Here is a 26160-nt window from a genome sequence, read left to right as displayed (position 1 = left end):
CTCAGAGCACGAAACGCAATCGGCGACTGGCAAGTATCAGCAACGCCGAGGCCGGCAGAGAAAGCGCCAATACGATCAAAGTGGTTGACGTGCTCTCTTCGAGCCCGACGCCCACCAGCAATATCAGCAGCAACGGGTGAAGATAGTAGATTGCCGCAGATAGCTTGGCGGGTATCAAGCTGCGTCCTTCGATGATGTGGCGCAGAGGCAGCAAAAACAGTGCTGGCGCTGCGATCAGAATCGACAACATGCAATCGAAGTTCAGCTTGCGTAGCGAGTCCTGTTGCAACTGATAGTGCAGCGTTGCCTCTGCCAGAACCAGCGCGCAGCCAAGCAGTAAGAGTGCCAGGGTTTGGCTGGTGGTTATTTTTTCCGGAAGCCGGTTGCGGGCAATCAAAAAACCCAGAGTCATCAACGGAAAGGCGACAAACAGGAAGTTTCTGCCTACATAATCGTTATTGTTGATGTGCTGAAGTAAGGGGTTTGGGATTTCATAATAAGCGCGCATGTACTGAAGGACCGCTCCGGTGCAGTAGAGCAGAAGGGTCAGGCACAGGAGCGTGCGGTTACTCTTGTGGCGAAGAAGGTAGATCATGACGCCACCGCCAATCATGGCGATGACATACCACAAATGGAAAAAGCCGATCAGCCAATGTTTGATGAGCGCTATGACGCCTCTTAAATCCTCGAATGTGGCAGGTGTTACATAGAAGGGCGCGTAAAGTATCATCCAGAAAACATAGAGTGTAACGGCTCGGCGCAACCACAACTTGATGCTGTGTGGGTCGCGCTGCAGGCTGTGGTACAGGTAGTAGCCACTTATTAGGAAGAAGACCGGCACGGTAATTCTGAAAATACCACTGTTCAACTGGTAGCCCAGTAGGGTGCCATTGCCACCGAGAAAACCGCAATGTACCGCCAGTACCATGCAGGAAAGTGCAACTTTCAGGGCATCCAGCCCGCCATTGATAACCTTGGCCATGCTCGACTTTCCTTAGCGGGGGGCGGAGTCCAGAATCGTCGGATCCTTCTGCCTGAACCAGCGATTTCCATACTGATTCAGCAAATTCACCAAGGGCTTTTCCAGTGTTCTGTAGGCGAGCCAGCCATAACTGAGTGCGGCGCCGAACATGAGCGAAACAAACAGGGCGTTATCGAGCAGAGTGCTCGGGTCAGGCCCATACCATTGCCAGAGCTTCCCGATTACACCCAACACCAGTATGTGTGAGAGATAGACGGTGTAAGACATGTCACCTATTGCACTGAGCATGGCCGGTGGCGCCCAGTGTTGGCGCTGTTCCAGTAACGCCAGAGCAAGCAGTAGCAGAGCGAAGCTGCCACCGCACAGCAGCATGCGCAGTACGCCCTGGGTGCCTGAAACTTGTGCGCTGAAAAACCAGGGCAGCGCAATCATGGTCAGCGCGGCGAGCAGGCACACCGGAGCCAGAGGTATACGACTGGCGTGGCGGCTGAAAAATATCAGGGCTGTCGTGCTGCCTAAAATGAACTCGAGGGCGTAGGGGTGTAGCACTATTTTCATCAGGGGAGAGAACGCTTCGAGATCGGCAGATACGTTGAATATGATCAGCCCCAGGGCCCAACTTGCGAGCAGAGTAGGTAACCATTTTTCGCGACACAAGAGAAAGGCACTGAAAACGAGATAGAACCAGAGTTCAAATATCAGTGACCATGCAACCATGACCAGTTGCACTTGCTCGTTGGGTATAAGAAAAAGAGACAGCCAGATATTAGAGCCGCCATGCGATGAATTGACCAAGCGAGGCTGGAACAGCAGCACGGATAGGGTGAGCAGAAAATAGATCCAGTAATTGGGATAGATGCGCGCCAAGCGATGAAAAAGAAAGCGCCCCAGTTCTCTTGGCTGTTGAAAGCGATTGCGGGTTACCAGCACCATGACGAAGCCGCTTATAACGAAGAACAGGTCGACTCCAAGTTGCAGCCAGAGCGCCTCATGCGCGAGCAATGTGGCTCCAGCGCTGTATTTGCCTTCCACCGCAATCATATGAAAGAGCAGAACCGCTAGTACGGCTATTCCACGGAGAGCTTGAAGTGAGTGCAGTTTTCCCATTGCCGGCTGAGTCTCGTGGTTTCGCTGTAATATTGGCGCCGGCATGCTGGCGTGGGTGGTATAAGCAGCATGAATGTCTAGCCGGATTTATTTCATCACAGGATGACGGTCTATCCGCGCAAGGGCTGGTGAACTGGCGATGATGGCAGCATGCCTTTATGGGTGGTTCAATGCAAGGGGATGGTTAATGCCAAGAGGTCTGGGGTAATGTCTGCGTTTCTTGAAAGTGGCGCTGGTCCACGGAGGTGGTAAGTGCGAGTGTTTATCTGTGCCCTGACGGTCGTTACTGCTATTTCGGCTGCGAGTGTCGACGCGGTGGAACGAATTCCCATCAATATAAAAAGCGTCGAAAGAAATCACTACCAAACCATCGAAGAAAGCATGCACATCCATACCCGCTATTGCGATGAGATCGCCTACGCGGACAGCGCGCTGCTGGTTTTCGAACCCTATGGCTTGGAGAACAAGTTGGTGTTCCGGTCTGGGGTGATCTGTGAGGTGACCCAGGTCTATGACCGGGACGCCAACTACACCCGTACGGGGCGATGAAGCAGAAAAGACAAAGCCCCGCTTGAGCGAGGCTTTGAAATATGGTGCCGGCACCAGGAGTCGAACCCGGGACCTACTGATTACAAGTCAGTTGCTCTACCAGCTGAGCTATACCGGCATTGTGGGGGCGCCATTATATCCATTCGTAAGCCTGAGTAAAGCCACCTTCGAGCCAGGTTTTTCCGGGCTCGGCTATCAGCAGCATCTGGCTTATGCACAAAGAGAAGGCGCGTGCGATGGTGGCGCACCGGCTCTGTGCATTCGATCACGATTTTTCGCAAGTTGTTGTTTTTGCTAGGGCTTCGAGGACTGTTCGAAAAATGATCAGACGTCTACGAGGCAATTCCCAAGTGGCTTTGGCGCATTTGCCCAGAAAGGATCAACAGAGTTATCCACAGCTTCTGTGTGCAACTCAGGCGCGTTCGGCCAGTAGTAGCAGGTTGCGCGGGCTCAGCTGGTAATCGCAGAAGGTGCCCAGCTTCACTTCGTAGCCCTGGTCCTGCAGATACAGGGCGCGGTCGAGCAGCAGCCAGAGTTCCAATGGCCGGCGGAACAGGTTGCGCAGCAACTCCAGATTGCGCACTTCGGCCAGGCGTTGCCAGCCGCGAGCTTCCAGTGCCGGCCAGTCCTGCTCGCCAGGCGCTGGCACTTCACGCAGTTCGGTGAGGTCATGACAGAAGCTGGGGAACGGTTTGCTCAACCAGTCGCTGGGCAGCGATGGCGTTGGCAGGTATTCATCGATGCCGCGTAGCTGGCGTTGCAGCAGATCGAAAGCCAGGCGCCAGGCCATCGACTGATTGCGTTGTCTGCGCACGCGCGCGCCAGCGGTAACGGTCTCGCTCAGCGGCAGGCCGAGGTCGTCGCGTGAAAGCCGCAAGGCGGAGGCTTGTGCGGCATTCGAGAGCGCTTGGTATTGCAGGCCGGCGATGCGGTTGTAGCAGCAGGGCGCAACCGCCAGTTGTGGGCATCCGTTGCGGCTGGCCAGTTGCAGCAGGCGGACATGCAGGTCGCCACAGGCGTGCAGGGCCACCGGGGTATGTTCTTGCGTCAGGCGCTCATCGCAATCATCGGCAAGCACATCCTGCTGTAGGTGTGCGGCGTCCAGTCCCAGGCGTTTGCTCAGTGCGCTGCCGGACTCGATCAGCGCCGGGTCGTACTCCAGGCAGGTCAGGTGCTGGTCATCCTGAGTCAGCCAGCGACCGAGGTGGCCTTTGCCGGAGCACCAGTCGAGCCAGTGCGTGGGGCGCTGGCGAAACTGCAGATGGTTTGCGAAGGCCTGGATCTGCGCCAGCTTTCTGCCAGGTACATCGACGCTGAAGGTGTGCGCACGCGGAGGACTGTCCAGGTATGGAATCTCGCCCAGCTGGCTAAGTGCTTGCGCTTGGTGGGCCAGCTCAGGAAAGGGGGCTGGTGCAGAGAGGGCGAAGGGGCTGTTGTCGCTGGCCTCAGCCTGTTCCAGGGAGCGGCCGCGCAGCCAGGTAGCGAGTTCCGCCAGCTCCGTTTCCCAAGGCAGTTGCAGGTGATGAAACGGCCGAGGTCGCCAGAGCGCCTGATGTTGCAGAAGAAAGCTGTCCAAGGCCTGGAAGCGAGCGAGCAGATCGCCAGAGGTAAGGATGGGCTCGGACATGGCGCTCATGCGTCTGGTTGAACCGGGCTGCCAAGTAGGCCGCCCGATTGGCTTAGCGACCCTGGCAGGCGTCGACGCGCAGCCAGCGCTCCAGCAGGCGGAAGGCGCGCACCAGAACGAAGGCGATGACCAGGTAGAACAGGCCTGCGGCAAAGAATATCTCCACCGGCAAATAGGTGCGCGCGATGATGGTGCGCGCCATGCCGGTCAGCTCCAGCAGCGTCACGGTGCTGGCCAGGGCGCTGGCCTTGAGCATCAGGATCACCTCGTTGCTGTAGGCCGGCAGGCCGATGCGCGCAGCGCGCGGCAGAACGATGTAGAACATGGTCTTGGCCCGCGACATGCCCAGTGCGCGCGCCGCTTCCACTTCACCAGGCGGCACGGCCTGAATGGCACCGCGCAGGATCTCGGCGATATAGGCGGCGGTGTGCAGGGTCATGGTGATGATCGCGCACCAGTAAGGCGAGCGCAGGTAGGGCCAGAGTGGGCCCTGGCGCACGGCGTCGAATTGCGCCAGGCCGTAGTAGACCAAAAACAGCTGTACCAGCAGCGGCGTGCCGCGGAAGAAGAAGATGTAGCCATAGGGCAGGGCGCGCACGTACCAGTGTTTGGACGCGCGGGCGATGCCCATCGGCAGTGCGAGGATCAGGCCGGCGACGACCGCGATGGCCACCAGCTCCAGGGTCAGCAGCGCACCTTCGGACAGGCGCGGCAGCCACTTGATGATGACTTCCCAGTTCATGAGGCGCTCCGGACGAAGCCGCGGCTAGCGCGCTTCTCGAGGAAATGCAGGCCGATCATGGCGAGAACGGTCAGGCCCAGATAAATGAAGGCGGCGACCATGTAGAAGGTGAAGGGCTCCTTGCTGGCGGTCACGGCGATCTGCGAACGGCGCATGATCTCTTCCAGGCCGATCACCGACACCAGTGCGGTGTCCTTCATCAGAATCATGAACAGGTTGCCCAGGCCGGGCAGGGCGATGCGCCACATCTGCGGCAGGATCAACTTCCAGAGAATGCGCGCCTTGGACATACCCAGTGCCATGCCGGCTTCGCGGTGGCCCTTGGGGATCGCCAGGATGGCGCCACGGAACACTTCGGTGGCATACGCGCCGAAACACAGGCCGAGAGCAATGGTGCCCGCGGCGAAGGCGGAGAGTTCGAGGCTCTCGACGCCAAGCAGGTCGGCCAGGCTGCGCATCAGGCCAACCGTGCCGAAATAGATCAGCAGCACCCAGAGCAATTCGGGTACGCCGCGCACGATGGTGGAATAGCTGCCGCCGAGCCACTGCAGCGGCTTGTACGGCGAAGTCTTGGCCAGCGCACCGAGCAGGCCAAGCACCAGACCCACTGCCAGCGCGGACAGCGCCAGTTGGATGGTCATCAGGGTGCCGGCGGCCAGGGCGGGGCCGAATCCGTGGAGTTCGAAAATCATCGGAGGGCTCGGGCAACTGCGCCGCCCATTGGGCGGCGCAATGCCTTCAGGTCATCAATAGATGCTGAACGGGAAGTACTTGTCGTTGATCTGCTTGTAGGTGCCGTCTTCGATGATGGCCTGCAGAGCGGTGTTCAGCTTCTCGCGCAGCGGGTCGCCCTTGCGCACGGCGATGCCGATCTTGTCGTTGTCGAATACCGGGTCGCCCTTGAACTCGAAGTCCTTGCCAGCGTCGCTCTTGAGCCATTCCCAGTTGACGAAGGTGTCAGCCAGTACGCCGTCGAGACGACCGGAAGCCAGGTCGAGGTAGGCGTTTTCCTGGGTGTCATACAGCTTGATGTCGACCACCTTGTCCAGGTTGTCTTCCAGCCAGGTGCCGGCAATGGTGGCGCGCTGCGCACCGATCACCTTGCCTTTGAGGCTGCCGGCATCGGTCTTGAAGTCGGCCGATTTCGGTGCGATGAACTGTAGCTTGTTGGTGTAGTAGGGCTCGGTAAAGTCGACCGCTGCCTGACGCTCTTCGGTGATCGACATCGAAGCGATCAGGAAGTCGAATTTCTTGGCGTTTAGGGCCGGGATAATGCCATCCCAGTCAGAGGTGACCACTTCGCACTCGGCCTGCATCTTGGCGCACAGCGCCTGGCCGATTTCCACGTCGAAGCCGGTGACCTTGCCACTGGCGTCGATCAGGTTGAAGGGTGGGTAGGCGCCTTCGGTGCCGAGTTTCAGTTTGTCAGCTGCGACAGCGCTGGTGCCGAAAGCCAGGGTAGCGGCTGCGGCCAGCAGGATCTTCTTATAGTTCTGCATGCATGTTGCTCCGTGTTAGCGATTGCTGGACATGAATTGTTTACAGCGTGCCGAGTTGGGGTTGTCAAACACCTGGGCGGGTGGCCCCTGTTCCTCGACCAGGCCTTGGTGGAGGAACACCACCTCACTGGAAACCTGGCGAGCGAAACTCATTTCATGGGTCACCAGCAGCATGGTGCGACCCTCATCGGCAAGCGCGCGAATCACATTAAGCACTTCTTGTACCATCTCCGGGTCGAGCGCCGAAGTCGGCTCGTCGAACAGGATCACCTTCGGCTGCATGGCCAGGGTGCGGGCGATGGCTGCGCGTTGCTGCTGGCCGCCGGAAAGCTGGTTGGGATACACATGACGCTTGTCGGCGATGCCGACCTTGGCCAGCAGCGCCTCGGCCACCTCGATGGCTTCGGCCTTGCTCTGGCCAAGCACGCGGCGCGGCGCCTCGATGATGTTGTCAAGCACGCTCATGTGCGGCCACAGGTTGAAGTTCTGGAAGACGAAACCGATCTCGCTGCGCAGGCGATTGATCTGCCTGTTGTCGGCAGCAACCAGATCGCCATTCTTCGCGGCCTTGAGCTTGAGCTCCTCGCCAGCGACGAAAATCTGACCCTGATGCGGGTTTTCCAGCAGATTGATGCAGCGCAGAAAAGTGGACTTGCCGGAGCCGGAAGAGCCGAGAATGGAGATGACGTCGCCGTCTTTGGCCGTCAGTGAAATACCCTTGAGCACTTCGAGATCGCCGTAGCGTTTGTGCAGGTTGCGGATTTCCAGCGCGGGCGTCGCCTCGGCCATGGGGTGGTGTCCTCTTCTTCTTCGAATGCACTCCGGCGTACGGCGGGCCGTCCTGGCTGGCGGCCAAGCTAGCATAGCGTTTCCGTGACCGCCAAGCCGTTTGCTGGGCGATAGAGGGTCGCCGGGTTGCAGGTGTCGCCTGGTTACAGTTGCTTGTCGCGCAGGCGAAACAATGGCACACGAAAATTGCCGGAGACAGAAAGCAAAAAGCCCCAGCACATGGCTGAGGCTCTTCGTTTGCTATTCATGGTGCCCAGGGACGGAATCGAACCGCCGACACGGGGATTTTCAATCCCCTGCTCTACCAACTGAGCTACCTGGGCCAACGGGGCGCTATTAGACGGATTTGAAGGATCAGTGTCAAGCGCGGGTTTGAAAAATATTTAATTATTTCGGGCGCTTAGGTTCGTGAGGGTAGGGTGCGTCGTGCGCACCGCCCTGTAGATGCCCTGGTGCGCGCGGCGCACCCTACGTCTTATTCGCTTGGCGGTACATAGCCTTCGGCCTGGGCGTATTCCTCGCCGGAGAGGAACTTGTCCATCTCGGCTTGCAGGAACTTGCGGTCTTCGGCGTTCATCATGTTCAGGCGACGCTCGTTGATCAGCATGGTCTGGTGTTTCTGCCACTCGTCCCAGGCTTGCTTGGAAACGTTGGCGAAGATGTCTTCGCCCTTGGGGCCGGGGTAGGGCGCGCGATCCAGGCCGGGCAGTTCCTGTTTGTATTTGCGGCACTGTACGGTGCGGGTCATGTCGGTTCTCCAGCGGTAATGGCTTGCGCCGCGCGTTTGAGCAGCTTCTTCACCGGGGCGGCGAGGCCCAGGCGCGGCGGGGTGGCGAGGTTATACCAGAGCCAGTCGGCCTCGGCCACGCGACCTGGCTGTTCGGTTACCTCGATCAGCCAGGGTTCGATGGCTAGCTGGAAGTGGCTGAAGGTGTGGGTCAGGCCTTCCAGCTCGCGGCGCTCGCCGAGTTGGAGCTGTTTTTGTCTGCCGAGATCATCGAGCTGGGAGAGGTCGTCCAGCTCCGGCAGGCTCCACAGTCCGCCCCATAGCCCGGTTGAGGGGCGGCGATAGAGCAGGATGTCACCGGCGTGATTGACCAGCAGCGGCATCAGCGTGCGTTTCTGCGGCAGTGTCTTGCGCGGCTTGGGCGCCGGGTAGCGGATTTCCAGGCCGAGCAGATGCGCCTGGCAGCCGCTGCGCACCGGGCACAGCAGGCAGGTGGGTTTGCTTCGTGTGCAGAGGGTGGCGCCGAGGTCCATCATCGCCTGGGTGTAGTGGTTGACGCGTTCATGCGGGGTGAAGCGCTCGGCCACGTCCCACAGCTGTTTGGCCACTTTCGGCTCGCCTGGGTAGCCCTCCTGCGCCACGTAGCGCGCCAGCACACGCTTGACGTTGCCGTCGAGGATCGGCGCTCGTACGCCCATGCTCAGACTGGCGATGGCGCCGGCGGTGGAGCGACCAATGCCGGGCAGTTCGGCCAGCGCCTCGACGCTGCGCGGGAACTCGCCACCGTGCTCACGCATGACGATCTGTGCGGTCTTCTGCAGGTTGCGCGCGCGGGTGTAGTAACCCAGGCCGGTCCACAGGTGCAGTACTTCATCCTCGGGAGCTTCGGCTAGGTCGCGTACCGTGGGTAATGCGGCCATAAAACGGTCGAAGTAGCCGAGCACGGTGCTGACCTGGGTCTGCTGCAGCATGATTTCCGAAACCCAGACACGATACGGCGTGATGTTCTGCTGCCAGGGCAGATCCTTGCGTCCGTGCTGGTCGTACCAGGCCAGCACGGCGCTGTTGAACTGCTCGGGGCTCATCGATTGAACAGGCCCTTGAGTGCGTCTTTCAGATCCGGGCTGACCTTGTCGCCGAGCTTCTCTTCCAGCTTCTCGGTCAGTTTGTTGCCGGCCAGGCGCGCAGCGATCTTGCCCAGGCCGTCCTGATCCAGGCGGCAGGCCTTGGCGCCGAGCTCCAGCGGGCCGCGACAGCGCAGCGGCCATTCGATGCCGACGTAGCGCTCGTTGACCTGGCAGGCCGGGTCCGGCATTTCGCGCTGGTCGCCTTCCAGGGTGATACCGACCTTGTAGTCGAGGCCGAGCACGCGCAGGTCGAGGTCGCCGTTGCCGCTGACTGCCAGGCCCGGCACCTGGGCCTTGAGGTCCGGGTTATGGGCGACGCCATCGCGCACGCTGAGGCTGCCCTTTAGTTCGCGGAAGGGGGTGTCCTTGCCGGTTGGCGGGTTACTCAGCGCCTTGCGGTTGAGGGTGGCGATGCCGCGGCACAGTTGCTGTTCGAGGTTGGCGTCGACCAGCACGCCGTCGTTGAGCACGAAGCTGGCGTTGCCGTTGAGCGCTTCGATCCAGGCCTTCTGGCTGTTGCCGCGGGTGTTGAATTTGGCATCCAGGTCGAGCAGGCCCTTGATCGGCGACGGCTGATCGTCCTTCTTCAGCAGCGGTTCCAGTGGCATACGGCTGACGCGCTTTTCCACGCTGAGCATCGGCTCGGCCTGGCGCATGTCGATGCGCCCGCTACCGACGAAGCTGCCGCCCTGCAGTTTGCCGCGCGCCTCTTCCACCGTGATCAGACCGCCCCGGCCATTGGCCTTGAGATTGACGTCGGTGAAGGGCTGCTTGTCGTAGGTGAGCTGGCCGAGGCTCAGCGCCAGTTGCAGGTCGAGTTTGCGCAATTGGTCCACCGGCAGCACTTTCTCATCACTCCAGGCCTGCTGGGTGGGTTTGTTAGGCAGTGGGGTGGAGCCGTCCTTGCCGGCGCCGGCGATACTGTCCTTGACCTCCGCCTTGCGCGCGGCAGCGGCGCTATCCTGGGTTTTGGGCGGCAGGTAGCGGTTCAGGTCGAGCTTGTCGCCCTTGAGGTCGACGCGCAGTTCCTGCTTGCTGACATCGGCCACGCCCAGCTTACCGGTGAAGGTGCTGCCGTCGAGTTTGAGGTTGAGCTCTTCGAACATCATGCCCTTGCTCGAACCGTTCAGGCGGCTGACCAGCTCGAACTGGTTAAGCGCATCGCCAGCCTGCATGGCCGGCAATTCGACGCCGATGCCGTCGAGGAACTCGCGCAGGTTGAGCGAGGCGATGGACAGCCCGCCGGAGATCTTGGCGTCCTCGCCCAGTTCGCGCGCCTTGATCTCGCCGAGGGCGCGCAATTGGTTGGCCGATAGCTTGAGGCCATTCCACTCGGCTACGTTGGCAGCCAGGTCCACCAGCAGTTGGCCTTGGGCAGAGAAGTTGAGGGTCTTGCCCTTAAGTGGCTCGCCCGAGGCTTCACCGGCCAGTTTCAGGTCTTCGAACTGATAGCGCTTGAGCGCGCGGTCGAAGCGTAGCTGGCCTTCAATCTCGCTGCGTGCACGCAGCACTGGCTGATTGGTGCCGAAGAAGGCGCTGAGCTTGACCGGGATACTGGCACCCTCGCGGATGGCGCCGGTTTTCAGCTCGATATTCTCGACGGTGAGTTGTTGACCTTTCTGCGCATCGCTGTAGTCGATGCGCGAGTTGCTCAGGGTCAGGCTGTCGATATCCAGTTTGACCGGCTGGCCGGCCGGTTTGTCACTCGGCTGGCTCGGCGGCGTTTCTTCGCTCGGCGCCGGCTCGCTGGGTGTTTGCTGTGGCGCACTGGCCTGGGCCGGGCGGCCAACGCCTTCCCAGTTGCCATGGCCTTTGTCGTCACGCTGGAGGTTGAGGTTGAGTCCGTCAACGCGGATGTCGCTCATCTGCACTTCCTTACGCAGCAGCGGCATCACGCGGACGGAAAGGCCGATCATGCGCAGGTCGGCGAAAGGTTTGTCCGGGGTATCGGCGCTGGCCAGGGTGGCGTCGGTCAGCTCCAGACCCAGCCAGGGGAACAGGCTCCAGCCGATGTCGCCCCTGAGCTGCAGCTCGAGGTTGGCCTTGTCGCGGGCGATCTGGCGGATCTCGTCCTTGTAATCGTTGGGGTCGAACAGATGAGTCAGGGCGAACAGCAGCGCCACTACGATCAGCAGCAAGCCGAGAAAGAAAAGGCCCAGGATCTTGCCTAACGCTTTCATGAACGGGTCCTTGGTTTCGAGAGCTGGAATGGCGGTGTGCAGAAGACTGCCGATTATAGCGTCATGGCGCCATGTCCAGGCGCCCGCTTGAGGCGCTGAGCAGGTGATCGGCTCGAGCTTGGATCGGAATAGGTTCGAGCGGTTCCCCGCAGCTGCGCCGGGCAGTGGATTGGCAGTTGTATCGACGCCGTCTATCACGCAATAGATGAGGTCTTTTGGGTTTTTGCGTAAAAAGCAAAAAATCTGCATAAATTGATAAAAATTGACTTCTTGCGCGGCGATTTGTCGCGCCCTGGTGCTACTCTCCGCAAGCTTTTACCTCGGCGAGTCTATGCGATTGCCCTTGCTTGCTCGTAACCATAAGAAGAGACCTACTCTATGACTGACGCCTTTGTATTGGACGGCGATGTGGCGAAGCCTGCATTTCTGTCCAAGGAGCGCATCATCGCGCGCCCCGGTTTCAACCGTTGGTTGGTTCCGCCAGCCGCTCTCGCCATTCACCTGTGTATCGGCATGGCCTACGGCTTCTCGGTATTCTGGTTGCCGCTGTCGAAGGCGGTCGGTATCACCGCTGCCACGGCCTGTGCCCCGGAAATGGGCTTCTTCGAGCAGATCTTCGCCAGCAACTGCGACTGGCAGATCTCCATGCTCGGCTGGATCTATACCCTGTTCTTCGTTTTCCTCGGCTGCTCGGCTGCCATCTGGGGTGGCTGGTTGGAACATGCTGGCCCGCGTAAGGCGGGCGTGGTCTCCGCGCTGTGCTGGTGCGGCGGTCTGCTGATTTCCGCGCTGGGTATCTATACCCACCAGATCTGGCTGCTATGGCTGGGCTCGGGGGTCATCGGTGGTATCGGTCTCGGCCTGGGTTACATCTCGCCGGTTTCGACCTTGATCAAGTGGTTCCCGGACAAGCGCGGCATGGCCACCGGCATGGCGATCATGGGCTTCGGCGGTGGTGCGATGGTCGGTGCGCCGCTGGCGGCAATCCTGATGAATCACTTCGCGTCGGCTGAAGGCGTGGGCGTGTGGCAGAGCTTCGTGGTCATGGCGGTGATCTACTTCATCTTCATGATGGGTGGTGCGCTGTCCTACCGCGTACCGCCGACCGGCTGGAAACCGGCAGGCTGGACCGCGCCGACAGCCAAGGCCAACAACGCGATGATCACCAAGGGTCACGTACACGTGAACACCGCGTGGAAGACCCCGCAGTTCTGGCTGGTCTGGGCCGTGCTGTGCCTGAATGTGTCGGCGGGTATCGGCATCATCGGCATGGCTTCGCCGCTGCTGCAGGAAGTCTTCGCCGGCAAGCTGATCGGTGTCGACCTGGCCTTCAACGAGCTCAGCTCCGCGCAACTGGTCGAGATCGCCGCCATCGCTGCGGGCTTCACCGGTCTGCTCAGCCTGTTCAACATCGGTGGCCGCTTCTTCTGGGCCTCCTGCTCGGACTTCATCGGTCGCAAGGGCACCTACTTCGTGTTCTTCGGGCTGGGCTTCGCGCTCTACGCTTCGGTGCCGATGCTCGGTCACCTGGGCAGCCTGGCGCTGTTCGTGCTGGCGTTCTGCATCATCCTGTCGATGTACGGCGGCGGCTTCGCCACCGTGCCCGCCTACCTGGCCGATTTGTTCGGCACGCAGATGGTCGGCGCGATCCACGGTCGCCTGCTGACTGCCTGGGCGGTGGCTGGTGTGCTTGGCCCGGTGCTGGTCAACTACCTGCGCGAGTACCAGTTGAGCATCGGAGTGGAGAAGGCTGCGGCCTACGACATCACTCTGTACATCCTTGCCGGTCTGCTGGTGCTGGGCTTCATCTGCAACTCCCTGGTGCGTCCGGTGGCGCCGAAGTACTTCATGACCGAGGCCGAGCTGGCCGCCGAGCGCGCCCATGGCGAGAAGTCGGCGCCGGCAGCGAGCGAGCTGGAGTGGTCGGCTGATCCGTCGAGCAAGCCGGTGGCAGTCGCCGCCTGGCTGGTGGTGGGTATCCCGCTGGCCTGGGGTGTGTGGATCACCCTGCAGAAGACCGTCGTGCTGTTCCAGTAACGCCGTGCTTGTGGAAAAGCCCGCTCAGGCCTCGCGCCTGCGCGGGCTTTTTCGTTTCTGCCCGTCCGACCATCGCCGGTAGCCGTTGCCGCCCCGGCACGCCTATAATGCTGGCCTTTTTCCGTTAGTAATTCGTGGAGCTGGTGATGGCCGAACGTACGGCATTCGTCGAGCGCAACACCCTGGAGACCCAGGTCAAGGTCTCGATCAACCTGGATGGCACCGGTAAGGCGCGCTTCGATATCGGTGTGCCCTTTCTCGAGCACATGCTCGACCAGATCGCCCGTCATGGTCTGATCGACCTCGATATCGAGTGCAAGGGCGATCTGCATATCGACGACCACCATACCGTCGAGGACGTCGGCATTACTCTCGGCCAGGCCTTTACCAAGGCCATTGGCGACAAGAAGGGCATGACTCGTTACGGCCATTCCTACGTGCCGCTGGACGAAGCGCTGTCGCGCGTGGTGATCGACTTCTCCGGCCGTCCCGGCCTGCAGATGCACGTGCCGTTCACCCGCGCGGTGGTTGGCAACTTCGACGTTGACCTGTTCCAGGAATTCTTCCAGGGCTTCGTCAACCATGCACTGGTCAGCCTGCACATCGACAACCTGCGTGGGCACAACACCCACCACCAGATCGAGACCGTGTTCAAGGCCTTCGGCCGCGCGCTGCGCATGGCCGTGGAACTGGACCCGCGCATGGCCGGGCAGATGCCGTCGACCAAGGGCTGCCTGTAAATGCAGACGGTAGCCGTAATCGACTATGGCATGGGCAACCTGCACTCAGTGGCCAAGGCGCTGGAGCATGTTGGCGCTGGCCGCGTGCTGGTGACCTCGGACGCCAAGGTGATTCGCGAGGCTGATCGTGTGGTGTTCCCCGGTGTCGGCGCGATCCGCGACTGCATGGCCGAGATCAGGCGTCTGGGTTTCGACGAGCTGGTGCGTGAAGTCAGCGCCGATCGTCCGTTCCTCGGCATCTGCGTCGGCATGCAGGCGCTGCTCGAGCGCAGCGAGGAGAACGATGGCGTCGACTGCATCGGCCTGTTCCCCGGTCAGGTGCGCTTCTTCGGCAAGGACCTGAGTGAGGATGGCGAGCGCCTCAAGGTGCCGCACATGGGCTGGAACGAAGTGGCGCAGGCGGTCAAGCACCCGCTGTGGCACGACATCCCGGACAGCGCACGCTTCTACTTCGTGCACAGCTATTACATCGAGGCCGGCAAGCCGCAGCAGGTGGTCGGTCGTGGCCACTACGGCAAGGACTTCGCTGCGGCATTGGCCGAAGGCTCGCGCTTCGCCGTGCAGTTCCACCCGGAGAAGAGCCATACCCACGGCCTGCAGTTGCTGCAGAACTTCGCCGCCTGGGATGGTCGCTGGTAATGGCCCGCAGCAAGGTCCCCAGTCTGGCGCTCGAGCCTGCCCAGGAGCAGGCCGCGCTGCTGATGCTGAAGCGCTTTCTCGATGAGCGTTTCGAGCTGCAGCTGGGCACCTTCGAAGTGCAGGAAGTCCTCGACCAGATCACCCGCGAGCTGGCGCCGCACTACTACAACAAGGCGATTCTCGATGTGCAGGCACACCTGAAAGACAGGTTCGAAAGCATCGAGAGCGACCTCTGGGCGCTCGAAAAGAGCTGAGCGCCTTACCGAATTCAAACTTGAGCAGGTTCAACCGATGCTGATTATCCCCGCTATCGATCTGAAGGACGGCGCCTGCGTGCGTCTGCGTCAGGGCCGCATGGAAGACTCCACGGTGTTCTCCGATGACCCGGTGAGCATGGCTGCCAAGTGGGTCGAGGGTGGCTGCCGTCGTCTGCATCTGGTCGACCTGAACGGCGCCTTCGAAGGGCAGCCGGTCAATGGTGAAGTGGTCACCGCCATCGCCAAGCGCTACCCGACCCTGCCGATCCAGATCGGCGGCGGTATCCGTACTCTGGAGACCATCGAGCACTACGTTCGCGCTGGCGTCAGCTACGTGATCATCGGCACCAAGGCCGTGAAAGAGCCCGAGTTCGTCACCGAGGCGTGCAAGGCCTTCCCCGGCAAGGTCATCGTCGGCCTGGACGCCAAGGACGGCTTCGTCGCCACCGACGGCTGGGCGGAAGTGTCCAGTGTGCAGGCTACCGATCTGGCCAAGCGCTTCGAGGCTGACGGCGTCTCGGCCATCGTTTATACCGACATTGCCAAAGACGGCATGATGCAGGGCTGCAACGTCGAAGCCACCGCTGCGCTGGCTGCCGCCAGCCGCATTCCGGTGATCGCCTCCGGCGGCATCCACAACCTGGGTGATATCGAGAAGCTGCTGCTGGCGCGTTCGCCCGGCATCATCGGCGCCATCACCGGCCGCGCCATCTACGAAGGCACCCTGGATGTGGCCGAGGCGCAGGCCTTCTGCGACAGCTTCAAGGGTTAATGGGTAGGGTGCGCGGTGCGCACCGCTGACGGTTTATTGGTGCGCGCGGCGCACCCTACGAGAGAAGTCGACATGGCACTGGCCAAACGCATCATTCCTTGCCTCGACGTGGACAACGGCCGCGTGGTCAAGGGCGTCAAGTTCGAGAACATCCGCGACGCCGGTGATCCGGTGGAGATCGCTCGCCGCTACGATGAGCAGGGCGCCGACGAGATCACCTTTCTCGACATCACCGCCAGCGTCGACGGCCGCGACACCACCCTGCACACCGTCGAGCGCATGGCCAGCCAGGTGTTCATCCCGCTCACCGTCGGTGGCGGCGTGCGTACCGTGCAGGACATTCGCAACCTGCTCAATGCTGGTGCCGACAAGGTGTCGATCAACACCGCCGCGGTGTTCAACCCTGAGTTCGTCGGCGAAGCTGCCGCGCGTTTCGGCTCGCAATGCATCGTCGTCGCCATCGACGCCAAGCGTGTGTCTGCGCCGGGTGAGCCGGGCCGCTGGGAGATCTTCACCCATGGCGGGCGCAAGCCGACCGGCCTGGATGCCGTGGCGTGGGCGCGCAAGATGGAAGAGCTGGGCGCCGGTGAGATCCTGCTGACCAGCATGGATCAGGACGGGGTGAAGAGTGGCTACGACCTCGGTGTGACTCGCGCCATCAGCGAGGCCGTGCGCGTGCCGGTGATCGCCTCCGGTGGCGTCGGCAACCTGCAGCACCTGGCCGACGGCATCCTCGAAGGCAAGGCTGATGCCGTGCTGGCCGCGAGCATCTTCCACTTCGGCGAGTACACCGTGCCGGAAGCCAAGGCCTACCTGGCCAGTCGCGGTATCGTGGTGCGCTAAGGCTCCGGCCTGTTCGGGTCACGCTCGTGGCCCGTTGATAGCTCGACAGAGCCGGTAACGAAAGCTGCGGGCGAGTCGACGGCAAAGTGCCAGCGATGCGGCTAAAATCTCCCACCATTCCTGAATCCTATGCCTCTGCTTCTGGCGGATGGCATTCCCTTGCCGAACTTTCCGACACGGAGTCCCCATGTTCCTTCTTCGATTCGTGACCATACTGGCCCTGGCGTGTGGCCTCAGCCTCGCGCGCGCCGAACCACTGGTGCTGCTCACGGAGAATCTGCCTCCCTTCAACATGTCGGTCGCCGGCACCAACTATGCCCGTGACGATGGCGTGACCGGCATCAGCTCGGACATCCTGCGTGCGGTGTGCGAGCGTGCTCAGGTCCAGTGCCAGCAGATCTTGCGCTTCCCCTGGCAGCGTGTTTACCAGCAGACGCTGGACGATGCGGGCTACGGGCTGTTTTCCACCGCGCGTACCGCAGAGCGCGAAGGGCTGTTCAAGTGGGTGGGGCCGATCGCCAGGAACGAATGGGTGCTGTTCAGCAAGGGTGACAGTTCGATCCAGTTGAACAGTCTCGACGACGCACGGCGTTACCGTATCGGCGGCTATAGAGGTGACGCCAAGACCCAGTTCCTGCTCGATCGCGGGTTGGAAGTGCAGACGGCGTTGCGTGACAGCGAGAACGTCAAGAAGCTGGAAAGGGGCCAGATCGACTTGTGGGTTACCTCCAATCAGGCGGGGCGTTTCGTCGCGCGCCAGGAGGGCCTGGATAACCTCAAGGTGGTGCAGAATCTGCACACCGCTGATCTCTACCTGGCGCTCAACCTGCAGACTCCTGACGAGCTGGTGCAGAAGTTGCAAAGTGCACTGGACTCGCTGCGGGCCGAGGGGGCGTTGAGGAGTATCGAGGCGCGCTACTGAGGCACACTGCCAGTAATCGCTGGGCCGGGGAGGGCGTGGCGGTTATCCTGAGGTGGTCTGCCTTTTCATAGAAAGAGAAATGTCATGTTCAAACGTCTGCTAATCGCGTTCGCTGGCACCCTTGTGGTGCTCGCTGGCGCGGTGCGCGCCGAAGTGGACCCGAACTACAGCGTGGTCCTGCTGACCGAGAATTTCCCGCCCTACAACATGGCGATCAACGGCAAGAACTTCGCTCAGGAAGACAATATCGATGGCATCGCCGTCGATGTGGTCAGAGAGATGTTCAAGCGTGCCGGGGTCAAGTACAGCCTGACCCTGCGTTTCCCCTGGGATCGTATCTACAAGCTGGCGCTGGAAAAACCGAGCTACGGTGTTTTCGTCACCGCGCGCCTGCCGGAGCGTGAGCAACTGTTCAAGTGGGTTGGCCCGATCGGTCCTGATGACTGGGTACTGCTGGCCAAGGGCGACAGTTCGATCAACCTGGCCAATCTGGATGAGGCCAAGCAGTATCGCATTGGTGCCTACAAGGGCGACGCCATCTCCGAATATCTGGTCGACAAGGGGGTGGAGCACAGCACCTCGTTGCGTGACCAGGAAAATGCCCGCAAGCTGATGGCCGGGCAGATCGATCTATGGGCCACCGGTGATCCTGCCGGCCGCTACCTGGCCAAGCAGGAGGGGATCTCCGGTCTGCGCACCGTGTTGCGCTTCGACAGTGCCGAGCTTTACCTGGCACTGAACAAGGAAATGCCTGACGAGATCGTCGCCAAGCTGCAGGCCGCGCTGGATCAGATGCGCGCCGAAGGCTTTGTCGACGAGACGCTGAACAACTACCTGTAAGCACCGAACACGCGACCGGCCACGAGCCGGTCGCTTGCCATGGATGGCAAAGCCACTGAGTGCCAATGACCGGGCTCAGGCCCATGCAAGGATGTCGCTAGCCATAACCAAAATCATGCGAGCGGTACGTCTTATGCTGAATACTCTGAAGAAAAGCCTGTTTGTCACCTTGTTCATGCTCTGCGGTTCCGCGTACGCGGAGTTGCCGCAGGATTACAAGGTGGTGCTGCTGACCGAGAATTTCCCGCCCTTCAACATGGCGGTGGACGACAAGAACTTCGCCCGTGACGACGGTATCGATGGCATCAGTGCCGACATCGTGCGCGAGATGTTCAAGCGTGCCGGCATCGACTACACCCTGACCCTGCGTTTTCCATGGGATCGCCTCTATCGCCTGACACTGGACAAACCCAACTACGGGCTGTTCTCCACCACCTATACCGAGGAGCGCAAGCCGCTGTTCAAATGGGTTGGCCCGATCGCCAAGACCGGCTGGGTGTTGCTCGCCGCGCCGGGTAACGACATCAAGGTGTCGAGTCTGCAGGATGCTGCCAAATATCGTATCGGTGCCTACAAGAACGATGCGGTCAGCCAGAATCTGGAGAGCCAGGGCCTGGAGCCGATCAACGCCCTGCGCGATCAGGAGAACGTGAAGAAGCTGGTGCGCGGGCAAATCGACCTGTGGGCCACCACCGACCCGGTGGGTCGTTATCTGGCCAAGCAGGAAGACGTTACCGGTCTCAACACCGTGCTGCGTTTCAGGGAAGCCGAGCTGTACCTGGCGCTGAACAAGGATACCCCGGACGAGGTGGTGCAGCGTCTGCAGAAGGCGCTGGATGAGCTGCGCAGCGAAGGCTTCATCGACGACATTACCGAGAACTATCTGTAACCTCTGTGGCTCTCGGGGCCTTGAGCTCCGACCCTGGCGCGAGTGTCGGGCTCGGTGCGCATGGCGCACCCTACGAGGTGTGTAAGTCACCGCAAAGCGCGTTGATATGAAAAAGCCCGGACATTTGTCCGGGCTTTTCGTATGGCCTGCTGGCTCAGTTGCCGCGCGTGACGCTCAGGCCCTTGAGCAGGTTGAGGGCCTGGCTTAGCTGGTAGTCGTCGTCCTGCGGGCGTTCGGCGCGTGCTGCCTGGGCAGCCTTGCTCGGGCGATCAGCACCGCCGTTGCCATTGCCCAGGTGGCCCTGCAGGTCGGCTTCCTTGATGCCTTCACTGTCCTGCTCGCGGGTGAGCTTGGCACGCGCCACTTCGATGTCGGGAACGATGCCCTGAGCTTGGATCGAGCGGCCGTTGGGCGTGAAATACAGGGCGGTGGTCAGCTTCAGCGCGCGGTCGTTGTTCAGCGGCAGCACGGTCTGTACCGAGCCCTTGCCGAAGCTGTCAGTGCCCATCAGTACCGCGCGTTTGTGATCCTGCAGCGCACCGGCGACGATCTCCGAAGCAGAGGCGCTGCCGCCATTGATCAGCACCACCAGCGGTACGCCTTCGCTGGCGTCGGCCGGGTCGGCGTTGAAACGCAGTTCGGAATTGGCCAGGCGGCCTTCGGTGTAGACGATCAGGCCGCTCTTGAGGAAGTGGTCGGTGACTTCCACGGCTGCCTGCAGCACGCCGCCCGGGTTGTTGCGCAGGTCCATGACCAGGCCGCGCAGTTTCTTGTTGCCGTTGTCCTGGCGCAGTTTGGTCAGCGCCTTGCCGACCTCTTCGCCGGTATTGACCTGGAATTGCGAGATACGCAGATAGCCGTAGCCGTCTTCGAGCATCTGGCTCTTGACGCTGCGCACCTTGATCACCGCGCGGGTCAGGGTCAGGTCGAACGGGCGACCGCCATCACGCACCAGTGTCAGCTCGATCTTGCTACCAGCCTTGCCGCGCATCTTGTCCACGGCTTCCATCATCGACAGGCCTTTGGTCGGCTGGCCGTCGATCTTGACGATCAGGTCGCCGGGCTGGATGCCGGCCTTCGATGCTGGAGTGTCGTCGATGGGCGAGACCACCTTGACGAAGCCATCCTCCATGCCGACCTCGATGCCCAGACCGCCGAACTCGCCGCTGGTGCTTTCCTGCAGCTCGGCGAAGGCTTCCGGTTCGAGGTAAGCCGAGTGCGGATCGAGGTTGCTGAGCATGCCCTTGATGGCATTCTCCAGCAGGGTCTTGTCGCTTACCGGCTCGACGTAGGCTGCCTTGATGCGGTCCATCACCTCGGCGAAGGTGCGCAGATCATCCAACGGCAGTGGAGCCTTGCCGCTCGCCGCTGCTACTGGCGCGGGGGCAGGCTCGGCGGCATGCAGGGCTGGAGCGCCGAGCAGCAGCCCGAGGGCCAGGGCCAGGCAGGTGGGGCGGAAGCGATGAGACATGAAGACAACTCCTAGTTAAATTAGGCGCCACCAGGCTGCTGAAAAACTACCTGCGTTGGCAATACTGCGTTAAAAACGGCCTCAGAATGCTCATTTACAGCTCGTAAATTCCGCTTCTTCGACCGTTTTTGCCTTGTCTTGCCGGCCTCGCTTACGTTTTTCAAAAACTTGGTTATCCCTGCGCGCGGCACCACTGTGCCGGATCACTCGGGCGACCGTTCTGGCGAATGGCGAAGTACAGTGCCGATGTTTCCTGGCCACCGCTGCTACCTACGGTGGCGATGGGATCGCCGGCCTTTACCACGTCTCCGGCACTCTTGAGCAGGTTCTGATTGTGGCCATACAGGCTCAGATAACCGTTGCCATGGTCGAGAATGACCAACAGACCGGCGCCACGCAACCAGTCGGCGAATACCACGCGACCACCATGCACGGCGCGTACCTGACTGCCAGCGGGCGCACCAATCAGTACGCCATCCCACTTAGTACGAGCGTCGCCGCCGCGAGGGGTTCCGTAGCGTGCTACCAATCGGCCATCGACCGGCCACGGCAACTTGCCGCGTGCGCTTGCGAAAGGCCCGCCGTAGACGGCTCCGGATGTCACCAACGGGCCGCTTGGCTGGCTGGGCTGCTGGCCTGGCCGAGCCTGCTCTGCCTGCTGCGCGGCCAGGGCGCGCTTGCGCGCCTCTTCGGCCTCGCGCGCCTGGCGGGCCAGGGTTTCTTCGATGGTCTTCAGTACACGACCCAGCTCGGCCTGTTCCTGCTGGCGCGCCTTGAGCCGCTGATCACGGGTGGCGAAGTCGCGGTTGAGCTTGGCCAGTGCCTGCTGGCGTTCCTTGCGCGCTTCGGCGAGCCGGGCGTGGCGCTCATCCAGGCCCGCTTTCTGCGCCTGTAACTGGGCCTGGTGGCTGTTGATTTCCTGCTCGACATTGGCCAATTGGCGCAGGGTCTCGTTGAACGCGGCGAGTTGTTCGAGACGCGCCTGGCTGAGGTAATCGTAGTAGGTGAGGGTGCGTGAGAATTTTTCCGGGTTCTGCTGGTTGAGCAGCAGCTTGACGTATTCCTGGCGGCCGCTCTGATAGGCGGCGCGGGCCTGGATTGCGATCAGCCTTTGCTGTTCAGCGCGTGCGCCCTGGAGTTTTTTTTTCTCCTGATCCAGGCGCTGGATTTCCTGCTCGCTGCCCTTGAGCTCGCGCTGCAGTTCCTTGACCTGGTTTTCCAGGTCGCCCATCTCGGTCTCGGTCTTCTTCAGCTGCTGCTGCACGCCGGATTTCTCCTGCTGCAGTTTCTCCAGCAGCTTCTTCAGCTCGGCGACGTCCTGGCGCGCGGCTTCCAGCTGGCGCTGGGTATCGGCGCGCTGATCGGCGATGGCCGGAGCGATCAGGCTGCTGAGCAGAATCAGGGCAAGGATGCGAAGCATGGGCGAGGCGACACCGGAGGGCGAATTGAGGCCTAGTATGCCCGCGCCGCCGGGCAAAAAAAACGCCCCGGGCCTCACGGCGCGGGGCGTTTCTTGTTTTCTGCCGATTACTGCAGCTCGACGATGGTCTTGCCGGTCATCTCGGCCGGCTGTTCCAGGCCCATCAGCTTGAGCAGGGTCGGTGCCACGTCGGCCAGCACGCCACCTTCGCGAATGCGCGCTGGGCGTTTGCCGACATAGATGAACGGCACCGGCTCGCAGGTGTGGGCAGTGTGCGCCTGGCCGGTGCACTCGTCTTCCATCTGCTCGACGTTGCCGTGGTCGGCGGTGATCAGCGCTTCGCCGCCGACCTTCTCAAGCGCCTCGGTGATGCGACCGACGCAGCTGTCGAGGGTTTCCACGGCCTTGACTGCTGCCTCGAACACGCCGGTATGGCCAACCATGTCGCCGTTGGCGTAGTTGACGATGATCACGTCATAGCGCTGGTTCTCGATGGCATCGACGATCTTGTCGGTCACCTCTGGCGCGCTCATTTCCGGCTTGAGGTCGTAGGTGGCGACGTTCGGCGAGGGGATGAGGATGCGTTCTTCGCCCTCGAACGGCTCTTCGCGGCCGCCGGAGAAGAAGAAGGTGACGTGAGCATATTTCTCGGTTTCGGCGATGCGCAGCTGGGTCTTGCCGTTCTTCGCCAGGTATTCGCCGAGCACGTTGGTCAGAGCTTCCGGAGCGAAGGCACTGGGGGCCGGGATGCTCGCCGCGTACTGGGTGAGCATGACGAAGCCGACCTGCGGTGCACGCTTGCGCTCGAATTCCTTGAAACCAGGCTCGACGAAGGCGCGGGTCAGTTCGCGGGCGCGGTCGGCGCGGAAGTTCATGAACACCACGGCGTCACCGTCCTCGACCTGCACCGGCGTACCGATGGTGGTGGCCTTGACGAATTCGTCGCTCTCGCCGCGTTCGTAGGCGGCCTGCAGGCCTTCCACGGCGCTGGCGGCGTTGAACTGGCCGGCTCCGTCGACGATCAGGTTATAGGCCTGCTCGACGCGGTCCCAGCGGTTGTCGCGGTCCATGGCGAAGTAGCGGCCGGTGAGGCTGGCGATGCGGCCCTTGCCAAGGCGGGCGAAGGCGGCGTCGAGCAGTTCGATGGACGGCTGCGCGCTTTTCGGCGGTGTGTCGCGACCGTCGAGGAAGGCGTGCAGGTAGATCTTCTCGGCGCCGCGTTTGGCGGCCAGTTCGGCCATGGCGACGATGTGATCCTGGTGGCTGTGTACGCCACCATCGGAGAGCAGACCGAGGATGTGCACGGCCTTGCCGGCGGCCACGGCCTTGTCGACGGCCTGGTTGATGGTGGCGTTATCGAAGAATTCGCCGTCGCGAATCGCCTTGGTCACGCGGGTGAAGTCCTGGTACACCACGCGGCCGGCACCGAGGTTCATATGGCCGACTTCGGAGTTGCCCATCTGCCCGTCCGGCAGGCCGACGTCCATGCCGCTGCCGGAGATCAGGCCGTGCGGGTAGGTGGCACGCAGGCGGTCGTAGACCGGCGTGCTGGCGGCGTGGATGGCGTTGTACTCGGGGTTGTCGCTGTGACCGAAGCCGTCGAGGATGATCAGAACCAAGGGTTTTGGCGTGGCACTCATTGAACTGGCTCGCTCTGCGTCTGAGGGGGCAATGAAACAGCCCGGCATTTTAGGGCCAAGCGCCTGGCGCGTCACTGCCAGACGGGGTTTGGCCGACCTGTGGGGCTGTGTATACTGGCCGGCATTTTACCGTCCTGGGCCATATAGATGTTCGCCAACCTGATTGAATTCATCATCAACCACTACGTACTGAGTGGAATGTTCGCCGTTCTGCTGGTGTTGCTGATCGTCACCGAAATGCGCAAGGGCGGGCAGAGCCTGTCGAGCCGCGAGCTCACCGCGCTGGTCAACAGCGACAAGGGCGTTGTGCTCGACGTGCGCGCGCAGAAGGACTTCTCCGCCGGACATATCGTCGATTCGCTGCACATCCCTTACGACAAGGTGGTGGCACGTGTCGCCGAGCTGGAAAAGCACAAGGCCAAGACCATCGTCGTCGTCGACGCCATGGGTCAGCATGCCGGCAGCGTCGCCCGCGAGCTGAAGAAAGCCGGTTTTACCGCCGCCAAGCTGTCCGGTGGCATCGCCACCTGGCGCGGCGACAACCTGCCGCTGGTGAAGTGACATGACCAGTGTGGTCGTCTACTCCAGCGACTGGTGCCCCTACTGTATGCGCGCCAAGCAACTGCTGGCCAGCAAAGGGGTGGACTTCGAGGAAATTCGCGTTGACGGTCAGCCGGCCATCCGCGCGGAGATGACCCGCAAGGCCGGCCGCACCTCGGTGCCGCAAATCTGGATCGGCAGCACCCATGTGGGTGGCTGTGACGACCTCTATGCCCTGGAGCGCGCCGGCAAGCTCGACGCCCTGCTGCAGAGCCCCGCTTGAAACCTCAACGTTAAGGAAGGCAAACGCCATGACCGAGCAAGCCAACAGCGGCGCAGCCGCTGCCGATTCGCAGAATCCGCAATTTTCCCTGCAGCGCATCTACGTCAAGGACCTGTCCTTCGAAGCGCCGAAGAGCCCGGAAATCTTCCGTCAGGAGTGGACGCCGAGCGTCGGTCTGGATCTGAACACCCGCCAGAAGGCCCTGGAAGGTGACTTCCACGAGGTGGTGCTGACCCTGTCGGTGACAGTGAAGAACGGCGAAGAAGTCGCCTTCATCGCTGAAGTGCAGCAGGCCGGCATCTTCCTGATCAAGGGCCTGGACGCTGCCTCGATGAGCCACACCCTCGGTGCCTTCTGCCCGAACATCCTGTTCCCGTACGCCCGTGAAGCGCTGGACAGCCTGGTGATCCGTGGCTCGTTCCCGGCCCTGATGCTGTCGCCGGTGAACTTCGACGCGCTGTACGCCCAGGAGCTACAGCGCATGCAGCAGTCTGGCGAAACCACTGCTCATTAAGAGCGGCTCGGTTGCATGAAAAAGCGCCCCAAGGGGCGCTTTTTTGTGTCCGCTCGCGGCCTTAGTCGGCGCCAGCGAAGCCGTTCTGCCGCCAGGCCTCGTACACGGTGACGGCCACGGTATTGGACAGGTTCAGGCTGCGGCAACCGGCGCGCATCGGCAGGCGTACGCGCTGCTCCGGCGGCAGCGCGTTACGTACGTCCTCGGGCAGGCCACGGCTTTCCGGGCCGAACAGAAACGCGTCGCCGGGCTGGTAGGCGATCTCGTGGAACGGCTGCGAGCCCTTGGTGGTGAAGGCGAACAGGCGCGGCTGGCCAAGGCTGTCGAGGCAGCTCTGCAGGTCTGGGTGGCGCTTGAGGGTGGCGTATTCGTGATAATCCAGGCCGGCCCGGCGCAGGCGCTTGTCGTCCAGTTCGAAGCCCAGCGGCTCGATCAGGTGCAGCTGGCAGCCGCTGTTGGCGCACAGCCTGATAATGTTGCCGGTATTGGGCGGAATTTCCGGTTGAAAGAGGATGACGTGGAACATGCAACACTCCGAGCGCTGGGACGAGCGCCATTCTACGCCGCCAGAAGATCCGCGGCCGCGTTTGCGCTGGCGTTTCGTGGCATCGGTGATGCTGATCGCCTTTCTCGTCGGCATGATGATCGGCCGGGTGTTCGATCCACCACGTCTGCGTATCGAGGATGCCGAGGCCTGGGAACAGGGGGTGCAGCTCTGGTTCAACCGCGAGCCACAGGCGCAGGCCGAACATATCGACGGCGCCCTGGTGTATCGCTACGAGGATGCCTACGGGCGTGTGCGTGAGGGACAATTGAAACTGCCGCTGGGGCTGGTGAACTGGCGCGTGGAGCGCGACGGACGGGATCTGCTGCTGGTGCTGGTGTCACCCCGCCCGCTGGACGGGGAGTGGCGCGGTGCGCAAGAGGATGGACGTTGGCGGGCGCGCCTGACGCTGCGTCCCAAATAAAGAAGGGGATTCCCCGGCCTGCCTGTACCAAGGTCCCCGAAACGGGTGGCGCCGTG

28 protein-coding genes and 2 tRNA genes are annotated in these 26160 nt (G+C 61.7%); 14 read left to right on the top strand and 16 right to left on the bottom strand.

The annotated features are described in order from the left end of the window. Position 1 precedes the first annotated feature (1 nt). Positions 2 to 982 (bottom strand): acyltransferase family protein, encoded by a 981-nt coding sequence (locus JWV26_RS08345; RefSeq protein WP_206418798.1) that lies wholly within the window; start codon positions 980 to 982, stop codon positions 2 to 4. A 12-nt stretch (positions 983 to 994) separates the two neighbouring features. Further along, entirely contained in the window at positions 995 to 2089 is a 1095-nt protein-coding gene (locus JWV26_RS08340; protein WP_206418797.1) for an acyltransferase family protein, read from the bottom strand. 252 nt (positions 2090 to 2341) lie between these two features. On the opposite strand from JWV26_RS08340, the gene JWV26_RS08335 reads away from it, so the two are divergent. Then, entirely contained in the window at positions 2342 to 2638 is a 297-nt protein-coding gene (locus JWV26_RS08335) for a hypothetical protein (protein WP_241201284.1), read from the top strand. Positions 2639 to 2680: 42 nt separating this feature from the next. Here the strand turns inward: JWV26_RS08335 and JWV26_RS08330 are convergent. The 10 genes from JWV26_RS08330 to JWV26_RS08285 form a co-directional block, all read right to left on the bottom strand. Next, positions 2681 to 2756: transfer RNA gene (locus JWV26_RS08330), tRNA-Thr, on the bottom strand. A 294-nt stretch (positions 2757 to 3050) separates the two neighbouring features. Then, positions 3051 to 4265 carry a methyltransferase gene (locus JWV26_RS08325; protein WP_206418796.1) on the bottom strand — a complete coding sequence of 405 codons (1215 nt, stop codon included), beginning with the start codon at positions 4263 to 4265 and terminating at the stop codon, positions 3051 to 3053. Positions 4266 to 4317: 52 nt separating this feature from the next. Next, entirely contained in the window at positions 4318 to 5007 is a 690-nt protein-coding gene (locus JWV26_RS08320) for an ABC transporter permease (protein WP_017675959.1), read from the bottom strand. Next, on the bottom strand, positions 5004 to 5699 hold the full coding sequence (locus JWV26_RS08315) for an ABC transporter permease (RefSeq protein ID WP_072424823.1): 696 nt from the start codon (positions 5697 to 5699) through the stop codon (positions 5004 to 5006). The genes JWV26_RS08320 and JWV26_RS08315 overlap by 4 nt, the downstream gene beginning before the upstream one ends. A 54-nt stretch (positions 5700 to 5753) precedes the next feature. After that, entirely contained in the window at positions 5754 to 6506 is a 753-nt protein-coding gene (locus tag JWV26_RS08310; RefSeq protein ID WP_045735743.1) for an ABC transporter substrate-binding protein, read from the bottom strand. A 15-nt stretch (positions 6507 to 6521) separates the two neighbouring features. Continuing rightward, positions 6522 to 7295, bottom strand: coding sequence for an ABC transporter ATP-binding protein (locus JWV26_RS08305; RefSeq protein ID WP_072424824.1), 774 nt, complete (start codon positions 7293 to 7295; stop codon positions 6522 to 6524). A 247-nt stretch (positions 7296 to 7542) separates the two neighbouring features. Then, positions 7543 to 7618 (bottom strand) — tRNA-Phe (locus JWV26_RS08300). Between the two features lie 152 nt (positions 7619 to 7770). After that, the gene (locus tag JWV26_RS08295) at positions 7771 to 8043 is read right to left on the bottom strand and encodes an oxidative damage protection protein (RefSeq protein WP_013717633.1); all 273 of its coding nucleotides are present in this window, start codon (positions 8041 to 8043) and stop codon (positions 7771 to 7773) included. After that, positions 8040 to 9107, bottom strand: coding sequence for an A/G-specific adenine glycosylase (gene mutY / locus JWV26_RS08290; RefSeq protein WP_206418795.1), 1068 nt, complete (start codon positions 9105 to 9107; stop codon positions 8040 to 8042). The genes JWV26_RS08295 and mutY overlap by 4 nt, the downstream gene beginning before the upstream one ends. After that, positions 9104 to 11329: an AsmA family protein gene (locus JWV26_RS08285; protein ID WP_206418794.1), complete on the bottom strand. Its 2226-nt coding sequence runs from the start codon at positions 11327 to 11329 to the stop codon at positions 9104 to 9106. The genes mutY and JWV26_RS08285 overlap by 4 nt, the downstream gene beginning before the upstream one ends. Positions 11330 to 11707: 378 nt before the next feature. Here JWV26_RS08285 and JWV26_RS08280 point away from each other — a divergent pair, with 378 nt between their 5' ends. The 9 genes from JWV26_RS08280 (at position 11708) to JWV26_RS08240 (ending at position 19268) form a co-directional block, all read left to right on the top strand. Then, positions 11708 to 13366, top strand: coding sequence for an OFA family MFS transporter (locus tag JWV26_RS08280; protein ID WP_072424827.1), 1659 nt, complete (start codon positions 11708 to 11710; stop codon positions 13364 to 13366). Between the two features lie 146 nt (positions 13367 to 13512). Continuing rightward, positions 13513 to 14106, top strand: coding sequence for an imidazoleglycerol-phosphate dehydratase HisB (gene hisB / locus JWV26_RS08275; protein WP_017675949.1), 594 nt, complete (start codon positions 13513 to 13515; stop codon positions 14104 to 14106). Next, positions 14107 to 14745: an imidazole glycerol phosphate synthase subunit HisH gene (gene hisH / locus JWV26_RS08270; protein WP_196460001.1), complete on the top strand. Its 639-nt coding sequence runs from the start codon at positions 14107 to 14109 to the stop codon at positions 14743 to 14745. After that, the gene (locus JWV26_RS08265) at positions 14745 to 14999 is read left to right on the top strand and encodes a DUF2164 domain-containing protein (RefSeq protein ID WP_017675947.1); all 255 of its coding nucleotides are present in this window, start codon (positions 14745 to 14747) and stop codon (positions 14997 to 14999) included. The genes hisH and JWV26_RS08265 overlap by 1 nt, the downstream gene beginning before the upstream one ends. A 37-nt stretch (positions 15000 to 15036) precedes the next feature. Further along, complete coding sequence (gene hisA, locus JWV26_RS08260) at positions 15037 to 15774, top strand: 1-(5-phosphoribosyl)-5-[(5-phosphoribosylamino)methylideneamino]imidazole-4-carboxamide isomerase (protein WP_017675946.1); 738 nt, start codon at positions 15037 to 15039, stop codon at positions 15772 to 15774. A gap of 72 nt (positions 15775 to 15846) precedes the next feature. Beyond that, positions 15847 to 16617 (top strand): imidazole glycerol phosphate synthase subunit HisF, encoded by a 771-nt coding sequence (gene hisF, locus JWV26_RS08255; RefSeq protein WP_064495061.1) that lies wholly within the window; start codon positions 15847 to 15849, stop codon positions 16615 to 16617. A 187-nt stretch (positions 16618 to 16804) separates the two neighbouring features. After that, positions 16805 to 17539, top strand: a complete 735-nt coding sequence (locus JWV26_RS08250) for a substrate-binding periplasmic protein (RefSeq protein ID WP_206418793.1) — start codon at positions 16805 to 16807, stop codon at positions 17537 to 17539. A gap of 84 nt (positions 17540 to 17623) precedes the next feature. After that, positions 17624 to 18379: a substrate-binding periplasmic protein gene (locus JWV26_RS08245; protein ID WP_206418792.1), complete on the top strand. Its 756-nt coding sequence runs from the start codon at positions 17624 to 17626 to the stop codon at positions 18377 to 18379. A gap of 133 nt (positions 18380 to 18512) precedes the next feature. After that, positions 18513 to 19268: a substrate-binding periplasmic protein gene (locus JWV26_RS08240; protein ID WP_072424832.1), complete on the top strand. Its 756-nt coding sequence runs from the start codon at positions 18513 to 18515 to the stop codon at positions 19266 to 19268. A 154-nt stretch (positions 19269 to 19422) separates the two neighbouring features. Here the strand turns inward: JWV26_RS08240 and JWV26_RS08235 are convergent, their stop codons facing one another. From JWV26_RS08235 to gpmI, 3 genes are all read right to left on the bottom strand, one after another. After that, positions 19423 to 20739: a S41 family peptidase gene (locus tag JWV26_RS08235; RefSeq protein WP_072424833.1), complete on the bottom strand. Its 1317-nt coding sequence runs from the start codon at positions 20737 to 20739 to the stop codon at positions 19423 to 19425. A 172-nt stretch (positions 20740 to 20911) separates the two neighbouring features. Beyond that, positions 20912 to 22159 (bottom strand): murein hydrolase activator EnvC family protein, encoded by a 1248-nt coding sequence (locus tag JWV26_RS08230; RefSeq protein WP_206418791.1) that lies wholly within the window; start codon positions 22157 to 22159, stop codon positions 20912 to 20914. 107 nt (positions 22160 to 22266) lie between these two features. Beyond that, entirely contained in the window at positions 22267 to 23799 is a 1533-nt protein-coding gene (gene gpmI, locus JWV26_RS08225; protein WP_206418790.1) for a 2,3-bisphosphoglycerate-independent phosphoglycerate mutase, read from the bottom strand. A gap of 147 nt (positions 23800 to 23946) precedes the next feature. On the opposite strand from gpmI, the gene JWV26_RS08220 reads away from it, so the two are divergent. From JWV26_RS08220 to secB, 3 genes are read left to right on the top strand one after another with little or no spacing between them, the layout of a single operon-like run. Further along, the gene (locus JWV26_RS08220) at positions 23947 to 24360 is read left to right on the top strand and encodes a rhodanese-like domain-containing protein (RefSeq protein ID WP_064495066.1); all 414 of its coding nucleotides are present in this window, start codon (positions 23947 to 23949) and stop codon (positions 24358 to 24360) included. A gap of 1 nt (position 24361) precedes the next feature. Further along, complete coding sequence (gene grxC / locus JWV26_RS08215) at positions 24362 to 24622, top strand: glutaredoxin 3 (RefSeq protein ID WP_003464145.1); 261 nt, start codon at positions 24362 to 24364, stop codon at positions 24620 to 24622. Positions 24623 to 24650: 28 nt separating this feature from the next. Next, positions 24651 to 25136, top strand: coding sequence for a protein-export chaperone SecB (secB, locus tag JWV26_RS08210; protein ID WP_206418789.1), 486 nt, complete (start codon positions 24651 to 24653; stop codon positions 25134 to 25136). Positions 25137 to 25197: 61 nt separating this feature from the next. On the opposite strand, the gene trmL is transcribed toward secB, so the two are convergent. Then, a complete protein-coding gene (trmL, locus tag JWV26_RS08205; protein WP_059392386.1) occupies positions 25198 to 25662 on the bottom strand; it encodes a tRNA (uridine(34)/cytosine(34)/5-carboxymethylaminomethyluridine(34)-2'-O)-methyltransferase TrmL in 465 nt (154 codons plus the stop codon). Here trmL and JWV26_RS08200 point away from each other — a divergent pair. Beyond that, positions 25661 to 26104 (top strand): hypothetical protein, encoded by a 444-nt coding sequence (locus JWV26_RS08200; RefSeq protein ID WP_196460013.1) that lies wholly within the window; start codon positions 25661 to 25663, stop codon positions 26102 to 26104. The genes trmL and JWV26_RS08200 overlap by 2 nt on opposite strands. Positions 26105 to 26160: the final 56 nt, after the last annotated feature.

This window comes from Ectopseudomonas toyotomiensis (assembly GCF_017167985.1).
GTDB lineage: Bacteria > Pseudomonadota > Gammaproteobacteria > Pseudomonadales > Pseudomonadaceae > Aquipseudomonas > Aquipseudomonas toyotomiensis.
This window is presented reverse-complemented; position numbering and strand designations above follow the sequence as displayed.